The sequence below is a fragment of the Thermoproteota archaeon genome (assembly GCA_030130125.1).
Taxonomy (GTDB): Archaea; Korarchaeota; Korarchaeia; order Korarchaeales; family Korarchaeaceae; genus Korarchaeum.
Map to the genome: position 1 here is coordinate 1 of JARZZM010000005.1, position 9,651 is coordinate 9,651.

At 55.1% G+C, this 9,651-nt stretch carries 10 protein-coding genes and 1 pseudogene; 4 read left to right on the top strand and 7 right to left on the bottom strand.

Annotated features, from left to right (window positions below; all coding sequences use genetic code 11):
* Together QI197_01225 and QI197_01230 are read right to left on the bottom strand one after the other, a co-directional pair.
* Nucleotides 1-810 (bottom strand): annotated as a pseudogene (locus QI197_01225) (ATP-binding protein).
* Between the two features lie 44 nt (nucleotides 811-854).
* The gene (locus QI197_01230; protein MDK2371989.1) at nucleotides 855-1,343 is read right to left on the bottom strand and encodes a class I SAM-dependent methyltransferase; all 489 of its coding nucleotides are present in this window, start codon (nucleotides 1,341-1,343) and stop codon (nucleotides 855-857) included.
* A gap of 58 nt (nucleotides 1,344-1,401) precedes the next feature.
* Between QI197_01230 and QI197_01235 the strand changes: the two genes are divergently transcribed.
* Together QI197_01235 and QI197_01240 are read left to right on the top strand one after the other, a co-directional pair.
* Nucleotides 1,402-3,174, top strand: coding sequence for a heavy metal translocating P-type ATPase (locus QI197_01235; protein ID MDK2371990.1), 1,773 nt, complete (start codon nucleotides 1,402-1,404; stop codon nucleotides 3,172-3,174).
* Between the two features lie 83 nt (nucleotides 3,175-3,257).
* On the top strand, nucleotides 3,258-3,932 hold the full coding sequence (locus tag QI197_01240) for a glycerophosphodiester phosphodiesterase (GenBank protein MDK2371991.1): 675 nt from the start codon (nucleotides 3,258-3,260) through the stop codon (nucleotides 3,930-3,932).
* 212 nt (nucleotides 3,933-4,144) lie between these two features.
* On the opposite strand, the gene QI197_01245 is transcribed toward QI197_01240, so the two are convergent.
* Together QI197_01245 and QI197_01250 are read right to left on the bottom strand one after the other, a co-directional pair.
* Complete coding sequence (locus QI197_01245) at nucleotides 4,145-4,744, bottom strand: hypothetical protein (protein MDK2371992.1); 600 nt, start codon at nucleotides 4,742-4,744, stop codon at nucleotides 4,145-4,147.
* The gene (locus tag QI197_01250) at nucleotides 4,741-5,706 is read right to left on the bottom strand and encodes an ornithine cyclodeaminase family protein (GenBank protein ID MDK2371993.1); all 966 of its coding nucleotides are present in this window, start codon (nucleotides 5,704-5,706) and stop codon (nucleotides 4,741-4,743) included. The genes QI197_01245 and QI197_01250 overlap by 4 nt, the downstream gene beginning before the upstream one ends.
* A gap of 81 nt (nucleotides 5,707-5,787) precedes the next feature.
* Between QI197_01250 and QI197_01255 the strand changes: the two genes are divergently transcribed.
* Nucleotides 5,788-6,498: a class I SAM-dependent methyltransferase gene (locus QI197_01255; protein MDK2371994.1), complete on the top strand. Its 711-nt coding sequence runs from the start codon at nucleotides 5,788-5,790 to the stop codon at nucleotides 6,496-6,498.
* A 2-nt stretch (nucleotides 6,499-6,500) separates the two neighbouring features.
* Here QI197_01255 and QI197_01260 read toward each other — a convergent pair whose 3' ends face one another.
* Together QI197_01260 and QI197_01265 are read right to left on the bottom strand one after the other, a co-directional pair.
* Nucleotides 6,501-7,709, bottom strand: coding sequence for an ATP-binding protein (locus tag QI197_01260; GenBank protein MDK2371995.1), 1,209 nt, complete (start codon nucleotides 7,707-7,709; stop codon nucleotides 6,501-6,503).
* Between the two features lie 48 nt (nucleotides 7,710-7,757).
* Nucleotides 7,758-8,099, bottom strand: coding sequence for a PadR family transcriptional regulator (locus QI197_01265; protein MDK2371996.1), 342 nt, complete (start codon nucleotides 8,097-8,099; stop codon nucleotides 7,758-7,760).
* A 59-nt stretch (nucleotides 8,100-8,158) separates the two neighbouring features.
* On the opposite strand from QI197_01265, the gene QI197_01270 reads away from it, so the two are divergent.
* Nucleotides 8,159-8,560 carry a universal stress protein gene (locus tag QI197_01270; GenBank protein ID MDK2371997.1) on the top strand — a complete coding sequence of 134 codons (402 nt, stop codon included), beginning with the start codon at nucleotides 8,159-8,161 and terminating at the stop codon, nucleotides 8,558-8,560.
* Here QI197_01270 and QI197_01275 read toward each other — a convergent pair.
* Nucleotides 8,561-9,651, bottom strand: a 1,091-nt coding sequence (locus tag QI197_01275; protein ID MDK2371998.1) for a hypothetical protein, incomplete at its 5' end; no start/stop codon positions are given.

The window sequence follows — 9,651 nt, forward strand, 5'->3', positions numbered from 1 at the left end:
CTCAACCCAATGTAGTCCCTTATCTCCTTGGGGGTGTTCTTTCCGTGGGCTATGGCCTCTAGTACCCTCCTGTAGGTGGATAGCTCGGTGAACTCGTGTTTGAGTAGGAAGTCCACCTCCTCCTTGAGGAACGTGTCTGGCGACTTTAGCTCGCTCCCCAACCAAGACCAGAAGGGTGTTCTGACCTTGTTCAGATAATAGGGGACTCCGTCAGCGAAGCCATATATCTCCACTAGCTCTTCCCAGCTTGAGGAGGGGAAGAACTCTCTGAGGTAGGGGAACCTCAGAGGACCCAGCCTGAGGGTGGAAGTCCTCCTGCCGTACAATGGGCTCTTGTATGAGAGGACCTTATCCTTCATCATGGAGACTGAAGATATCCTTCATCATGGAGACTGAAGAACCGCACAAAATCAGCTTCGTCCTAGTATCGCGCAGGTGCAAGTCCACTATCCTCTGGAAGACCGAAACGACGCTGGGATCCTCCTTCACCATGTTGAGGAACTCGTCTATGACCACTATCCTGTCCCTCAGGAAGGCGAATATGGATTCCCAATCCTCCATCGCGTAGCTGACCTCAGGAACGATGCGAGAGGCTATCAGCTTGAAATACCTTAAGTTACCGCCCTCCACGGCCAAATAATAGATGTAATCCTTTCCCTTGACAGCTTCCAAGATGAGACGGGTCTTCCCTATTCTCCTCCTCCCCATCACCACTATGAACTCGAACGAGTCAGATTCCAGCCTCTCTTTCAGGGCTTCCAGCTCCTCCTTCCTGTCAACAACATGATAATTCTTATTATGATAATTTATGTTATCATTATTTTAGGTTTATCGTCCGCCCAGCTGGGTTCAGCTCAGCAGAGCTTGGCTCCGCATATCACGTAGTAGTCCTCTTCCTCCTCCATGTGAATGACCTGTATATAGTGGTCCACGGAGGACATTACCTCTTCCATGATCCTTGACACCCTCTCCCTCCCGTGAGGATTGTACTTGGAGTCGGGGGTCCAGTCCATTAAGACCAGCCTGCCGGTGCATCTGAGCACCCTCCTGAACTCGCCAAGTGCTGCCTGGACGTCGGTGAGATGGTGCATCGTGGCAACGGTGGAGAGCAGATCAAAGGATTCATTCCTGAAGGGCAGGCTCTCGGCCCTAGCCTGAACGAAGTGAACCCCTTGAGGAACCCTGTTCGATGCGGAGAGCTCGGGATCAACTGTCACTATCGTGGAATCTGAGAAAACATCCAAAAGGAGGGATAGGTTAGCTCCGAAACCTGTACCTACCTCTAGAACGTTCTTTTCCGCTCTCCTCATGTACAGGTCTATCAGGAGGTCCTTCCAATCCATCATTGAGGTTGGGGGGGAGCATATTATTTAAGGGACCCTCTAGCTCAGGGGGAGGAGCTTGAAACTGGAGGATCTCTTCTGGGCTTCGGTGCTGATCGCATCGCTGATATCCGTTATCCTGCACATAACCGGTATGGAGGGCTTGGATTCGCTTCTACTCCTTTTACTGATAGCCATGATCTCCTCATATACGGTGTGGGAGGGGCTCCACGAGAGGAAGGTGGAGCTAGAGCATGCGGTTAACCTGCTGATGGTCGGAGTTGGCGCCCTCACCTACTGGCTAGACCTCCACCTTGAGGGTACCCTCCTCCTCGGGATGTTCGGACTGGCCGAGATACTGGAGCATGTAGCAATGAAGAGGGCCGAGTCCGGGTTGAAGGAGTTGATGGAGTACCTTCCGAGGAAGGCCAAGGTGGAGAGGGACGGTTCCCTCATAGAGGTGGAGTTCGATTCCATAAGGAGGGGTGACCTAGTGGTTGTGGCTAGGGGCGAGAGGGTCCCCGTGGATGGTCTGGTGGTCAGGGGCAGGGGTCACCTAGACCAGTCAGTGGTGACCGGCGAGCCCCTACCTGTGGGGGTGGAGGTGGACAGCTACGTTCACTCCGGCTCCCTCTTGGTCGAGGGAAGCCTGATCATCAGAGCCCTGAATGTTGGGAGGGAGGCATTCATCTCGCGCATACTCGCCATGGTGGAGGAGTTTAGGGAGAGGAAGTCCTCCGGAGAAAGGCTGGTCCAGAGGTTCAGCAAGTACTACCTCCCGTCGATGCTCGCCCTCTCTGCGCTGGCATGGGCCCTCCTAGGGGTGAGAGCGGCCATAGTCTTGGTCGCCGTCGCCTGTCCAAGCGCCTTCCTCGTCGCCGCTCCGGCCACGACCCTCACATCGCTGGCTGTGGCTGCGAGGAGAGGAGTTCTGTTCAAGGGATCCGCTCCTGTCGAGATGGCCGCCAAGGTAAGGATTGTAGCCATAGACAAGACCGGTACTCTCACACTGGGGAGGTTGGTGGTGAGGGAGTTACACATGGATGTGGAGGATTTCAGACTGTTAGCCTCTCTGGAGCTGGCCTCGCAGCATCCCGTGGCCAGAGCTCTTGTGGAGGAAGCCAAGAGGATGGGCCTGAAGCTCTCGATACCCGAGGAGGTGGAGGAGGTACCGGGCGAGGGGATAAAGGGGTTAGTAGAGGGAGCGGAGGTGGTCGCCGGGAGGGCGTCCTTCGTCGGGGTTGAGGAGGCTATGGGTGGGAGCGTCGTCGTTCATGCCTCGGTGAGGGAGAGGTACGGCTACGTGTCGCTCGGGGATGAGGTGAATCCCATGGCTAGGGAGGTGGTCGAACGACTGAAAGAGATGGATCTCCGCGTTGCCATGCTCACCGGTGACAGGGAGGAGAGCGCCAGACCGGTAGCCGAGGGCTTGGGGATCCACGAGCTCTATGCGGATCTCTCCCCAGAAGGGAAGGTGGAGATCGTCAGGAGGCTGAAGGAGTTCGGGTGTGTCGCGATGGTCGGTGACGGGATAAATGATGCCCCAGCTCTCGCTGCGGCCGACTTGGGTGTGGCCGTCGGCAGTTTGGAGGCCTCGATCGAGGCGGGCGATGTGGCCCTCGTGTCAGGCATCCCGTCACTGCCATGGCTGTTCAGGGCTTCTAGGTCCGTAGCATCTACCTTCTGGTCGAATATGGCCTTGGTGGGTATCTTCAAGGCTGTAGCAGCTTTGCTTGGAGTGATCGGTTACATCCCACTGTGGGCAGCTGTCGCTTTGGGAGATGACGGGGGCCTCTTACTGGTCATGGCCAATCTAGTGGGGCTCGCTAGGGAGATATTGCGTGAAGGCTAGATGGATCTCCCCATTATACGATGTCCCAGCTCGGTTCTGGCTGGCTCAGGCACGTTTAAATTGTTAGGATGCAAGCTTCCCGGATGCGTCCGCTCATAGTCGGGCATAGGGCGAACACCCTCACTAAGCTCAGGCTCTACCTCCAGCTGGGAGTCGATGCGGTGGAGGTGGACATAACGGGGAGCGAGGTCAGACACATAACTAGCATAAAGCCAGCTACTTTAAGGGAGGCCCTGCTGAGGAGAATCTTCTTCCCAGAACCCAAGGGCGAATCGCTGGACAGGATCGTGAGAGAGATCGTGGAGAGGGATGTCGCCTTAGTCGTAGACCTCAAGACCCCCGAGGTGGATCCCAAGATCTTCAGCTCACTGCCTGGGGACGGGAGAGTCGCGATCAGCTCCAAGTACCACAACACCCTCAGGAAGCTCAGACCGGAGCTAAAAGGCAACTACTTGATGCTGGCGTCCATACAGGACAGGCCAGCCAGGCCCGCCCAAGTCATGGCTGATGCGATGGCTGACGGACTGTCAGTCGAGCTCTCCTATGTGGACGAGGATCTTCTGAGCGAGATGAGAGAGGTGGGTGGCCTCACGTACGTGTGGACGGTGAACGATGCGGAGCAGGCCCTCGCCCTAGCTAGGATGGGCGTGGGCGCCATCACCACGGACCGACCCGATCTCGTGATACCAGCTCTGGAAAACGGATACGTGCGAAATGATACCGGTAGAAGGCTCTACAGGAGGCTCACTGAGGAGTGAGATCTCCCCGTTTGCTCTTACTGGAACCTCATAGACCATGTTTTGGATCATGCACAGCTGGTTTTCATCTCATCCTAACCAATTTTCCGAAGAGCGTATGCCGAGTATCACGAGGCGATCCCTGATCAAATTAAGCGCGCGGTCGTGGAAATCCGGTCCCACATGAGGCCAATAGCTCCAAGTTTGAACCATTCCCTCCAATTAGGGGAGTGCTAATCATTGGTCAAGGACGAGAGAAAATCCCGTAGCTGGGGATTTGATCTTATCAGCGTAGCCATGAGGTTAGACCTCTCCCCGAACCTGAAGTAACCCCTTGGAGAGAGCACATCAAACAGCATCGAATTACCTTGCCACGCTATCAAACTCATCTCCTCGACCTTATCCCACTCGTCGAGCCCCAGTACTAGATTGACTCCCCTCACGGAACCCTCGATCAACCCTATCCCCTTCACTAGCATGTCCTCAGCCCGAAGCTGCGATGGCGAGGGAGGAATCAGGAGGTTGAAGCGATAGGATCTCCTCACCTGAAGCAGCTTCCCCCGGAGATCGTCCACCCGCTCGGCATACCTCCTATATGCGACTGAGAACCTCTCAACGAACTCCTCAGGAGTTACTAGGGGTTCGAGCTCGAGGTGCGGTCTACCTTCATCCTCTATGCATCTTTGCTTGGGTATTAAGAGGGGCACGAACTCGTCGAGGGAGGAGGCCCACTTGGAGAAGAAGAGGTCGAGGCACAGGCCTACCTCCCTATACGTGGAGGCCTCCACCCCCAAGACCACTCTAGCGACGGGGATCCCCAACCTGAGCCTCAAAGGGGAAGCTTCCTCCCTATTCCCTTCTCCATGGCCAGATCGTAGATGAGCTTCCCCGTCGCGACATCCTCTATCGCTAGCCCCAGATTCATTGACATTATCCTCTCGTGATTCCCTTCCCTTCCGGGCTTCTTCCCGGAGACGACCTCACCCAAATCTCCGTCTATTCTCTCTATCGGACGGATCCACCCCTCCTCTATGTAGTACTTAAGCTGATCCACATCATCCGTGTAGAACTTGTCCACCGAGGCTATGGCCGATGACTTCCAGTAGGAATCGAAGTCCAGCGGTACGGCGGTGGCGCCCTCCCTCACCCAGTCCGCCTCTATGACTGGGTTCGGGTTCTTGAGGATCGGGCCAGCTGTAACTATAATGTCTGCGTGCTCCACCGCTTCCTTGTGTGAGGAGGCCCGGATGATCTCCACATCGATCCTCTCCTTAACGAACTCCTCGTACCTGTCGAGGGCCTTCGGATCGATGTCGTATGCCCATACGGTCTTTATGGGGAGCACCTCCCGGAGCATCAGTGTGTTGGTCTTACCTTGGGTCCCGCATCCCAGCACCGCTAGGACCTCACTATCCTCCCTTGCTAGGTACTTGGCTGCAACGGCCGTAGCTGCAGCCGTTCTATAGGCGGTTATCCACATGGCATCCATCACGGCTACCGGCACTCCAGTATCAGGGTCATTGAGGATGAACAGGCCGGTTATGTAGGGGAGGCCCCTCTTGGGATTATCCGGATAGCCCGATACCCACTTCAGGCCAGCAGCATCACTTCCCTTGAGGTAAGCCGGCATCGCATGAATAAACGAGTCCGGTCGAGGATGGATCCCAGGCTTGGGAGGCATCTCGGCCAGACCCTCTCCCTTCTGACGGAACGCATCCTCCATGACCCTTATTATATCGAATAGAGGGATATCCAAGGAGGATATATCTTGGTAGGAGAGGTACAGCAGCTCCATATGAGATCGCGAGCGGAGAGGAGAAAAACTTGAGGTCCCAGTGGGTGATAACCTTTTAACCTCTTCGGGGCAGCTCGGTGCGTGGGCTTAGAGGACGGCACCTGGAGGGAGGTAGTCAACGCTCTGGACAGGACGGTCAGGAAGTACGAGGCTGTGAACAGGGTGATCACTCTAGGTTACAGCGAGAGGATGAGGAAGGTCCTCTCCAGCATGGCTACGCTAGATGACGGCATGACAGTGCTGGACGCCGGCTGCGGTCCTGGGAACATGTCGGTCCACATACTGAGGAAGATGAGAAGGGGTAAGCTCTACTGCTTGGATCCGCTGCCGTCGATGCTGAAGGCGGCCTTCGATAACCTAAGGGACATCGCTGGTGACGTTGAGCTCAACTTCTTGGAGGCCACCTTCGAATCCGTTCCTCTACCCAACAGCTCCGTGGATGTCATTGTGACGGCCTACGCTTTGAGGGATGCAAGGGACCTTTACGGAGCTTTAAGTGAGTTCAGAAGGGTGCTCAAGCCGGGAGGCCAGCTCCTAGTCTTGGACTTAGTCAGACCGGACAACAGGGCCTTCGCCTGGCTGGTGGGCCTCTACCTCAGGATCTTGGTCCCTCTCATCTCCATGCCCATATACGGGAGCTTAGATACGCCATGGAAGGCCCTCTACCCGACCTTTAGGAGCATGTTGACGGCTTCCGAATTTACCAGCATAATAGGGGAGGAGTTCGAGGTTATCAAGGTGAAGAGGGCTCTCTTGGGGACTTTTGTGGCCATCAAGGCCAGAAGAACTTAGGATCAGATGATCACCGCTAGGAAGTCGGCTATGTTATACTCATCTAAGATCAGGACATCCCTAGGATATCTTCTGTGGGGCTTCCCGGCCTTGACCTCGACCCTGAGCCCTCCTGCAACGGCGTCAACTTCGTACCCGTCCCTCCAGTAATAGACCCTTCCGAACCTCCTGAGGAGGTGCTCTTGCACGACCCACTCGTACACGGCGCTGGGTAAGGGATCCACTCCCACCCAGCCGGCCAAGGACCTTACGAGGAAGGGATCTCTTATGAAATATTTCCTCTCCTTTCTCCATTTTACCGAGCCCGACTCCATGAATGGAGCTTCCCCAACCACCATCAATCCCTTGAGCACCTCCAAGTAGTCCCTGACGGTCTTGTATGATACCCCCACATCTGAGCCTATGGAGCTGTAAGACAGGGGAGAAGGGGCCTTCTTGAACAGGGATCCCACTACGGCCGAGGCCAGCGAGGGATTCCTCCCCAGTCTCAGAAGCTCGCCGATGACGGATCTTATGAAGGATTCCTCGGCCGCTGGATCTTCATTTACGGAGAGGGGATATCCCCCGAGTCTCATATAGTCTCGAAACAGCCCTCTAACCCTCTCCCTAACTGGAAGAAGTGAGACCATGTCCTTCTCTAGATTCCCGGTTCTCTTAACCTCGATCCCCTTCACTTGGAGGAACTCCCGAAAGGAAAGGGGCAGAGCCTCCACCTCGACTCCCTTACCCATCCTGCCGGGGAAGAGCTCCGCGTTTCCCCTCACCCTCAGGGATGAGGATCCCGTGAGAATCAGCACATCGTTGTCAAAGATCCCCAGATCAATGTAGCCCTTGACGAGCCTCCACCACCCTTCCAAACTACTCACCTCGTCCAAGATTATGTAGGACGAGTCGTGGCCCTCATAAGCTCTCATCCTCAGGTAATCGTCCAGAGCCCTCTTGAAGGAGTCCAGATCCCATATGAGGTCCAGATCGAGGAAGAATATCCTTTGTGGCTCCACCCCGCCCTTAATAAGTCTGTCTATGAGAAGGTGGAGGCCCGTGGTTTTTCCCACCTGCCTGGGGCCCACCACGAAGTTGAGAGAGAATGGCTCAAGAGATATCTCGTTTAACCACGAGGGAACCCACTTGTACTTTCTTTCCTCCCATTTAAGGACTACCTTGCTCTTCTTCCCCTCCCACCAAGGGTTCTGCCACTCGAGCATACTCATTAGAAGTCACTGTTCTGATGAATATATAAGTTATTAGAAGTGACGCTTCTAACAATTGGAAGGGGGGGCCCTAGGCCTCATTATGAACTCTAGTATCCTCAGCGCCCCCTCGCCCAGCTTGGACCTGAACTCGTTCAGGACCTGCCTTCCCCTCTCCGTGAGCTGGTATATCCTCCTGGCATCCTCCACTCTCGAGCGAAGAAGGCCGCTCCTCTCCATGTCCTTCAGTATCGAGTAAAGGGTGCTTATCTTGGGCCTCTGTCCCGTCAGCCCCTCTAAGTTCTTTAAAATCTGGTAACCGTGCATTACAGAGCTTTCTAGCAACGCTAAGATGAGGAGACGATAGCTCCCTCTCACGAAGGAAGTGGTTGGATCCTCCCGAACTCTCATTTTCACCTAGAGCTCAGGATGTAGAAAGAGCTTAAAACGGTTGCTGGGGATAAGGAGAGGTGGTTAAACTGAGAAAGGTGCTGCTCCCCCTCAAAGATAGGGTGGATGCAAGGGAAATAGTGGCGGCACTCTCCCAACTCGAAGGGGGGAGCGAATTGACCATCTTTCATGTGGTGAAGGTCCCCATAACCACGCCCCTCGATGTTGAAGTGAACACTCCCGAGTGGTTGAGGGATCTAGCTCAAGAGCTGAGGACTATGGGTATCCCCACTAGGGTAGTCGTGGCCGAGGCGAGGGATGTGGCGGATGCCATAGTAGAGGAGGCTGAGGAGGGGAAGTACGACCTGATAATCATGTTCAAGAGAAGGAGAAAAGGTTTGGGAAAGGTCGTGGGGAGGAGTATCTCGGAGAGAGTTGCTAAGGCAACTAGGAGGCCCGTGATGACTATATTGAGGGAGTGATCAGTAGGGAGGGTACCCTCCTCCGCTTATTCCCATCCCCGTCTCGCCCGAGACTATCTGGGCTGCCTTGGAGGTCAGTTCTTCGTCTATGAGGACCTTCGAGCTGGTCACAGACACCACGATGACCTTCTCCAAGAGGGATTCCAGCGTCTTCATGAGATCGGCCTTGAATGCCTTGGCCGCTGATACTCCTTGAGGGGTGAGTTTCATCATCTCCATCATCCTCTCGCTGGGAATGAGGAGCTCAAGCCCTTCCATGTAGAAAATCACTTTTTCATCCGGCTTGATTCCCTCCACTATGCTCTTGAGGTCCGATATCACCTGACTCATCCCCTCGACTGAGCTGAGCGATGAAATTGGCATGTAGTAGAGCTTCGCTTTCGCGACTCCCGCAGCTACCTCGGCCATCTTCCTCGCCTCCATCACTTGGGAGCCATCGGATATCTCCACTATCAGGAACTCCTTCTTCCCCTCCCTGAGATCCTCTATTATCCTCCTAGCCAGAAAGCCGAGCCTCGGGAGACCCTCTATCTCTTCCTCCTCCGCCACGGGGTACCTCTCCACTACTCCTTGAACGGCTTCTGGCGGTGATATGTAGGGAGCCAGACCTTCCCTGCTCACTAAAGCATCGATCATCTCACCTAGGAGCTCCAGAACCCTGTGCTCGCTCTCAGGGAGGTTCAGGTCTCTCAGCAAGTACAGGGTGGTCTTCACGCTCTTCGCAGCCGGTAGATCCCTGAGGAATATGGCGTACATGGCCATTGCCGCTATAGTATCCACCAAGTACCTCACATCCCTTCTGGAGGATAGGTTCTCCCCGAACTTCTCCCTCATCTTGAGAGGATCCAGACCGGTCTCGATTACCCCTCTGATGAGCTCCCGGTCGAACTTGGTGACTTGGAGGAGGGCATTTACATCGAATGCTCCTCTCTTTGCAGCTTCTTCCCTGAATCTGGGTTCTATCCACTTCCACTCCAAGATGTCGATGTCGTCCCCCGATGTCTCCAAACAGGTCACTGGCGGGGCGTAAGGGCAGGGTCTGACCCTTCCCCTCACCTTCACCCTGTCGTCGGGGAGGAAGTACTTAGGTG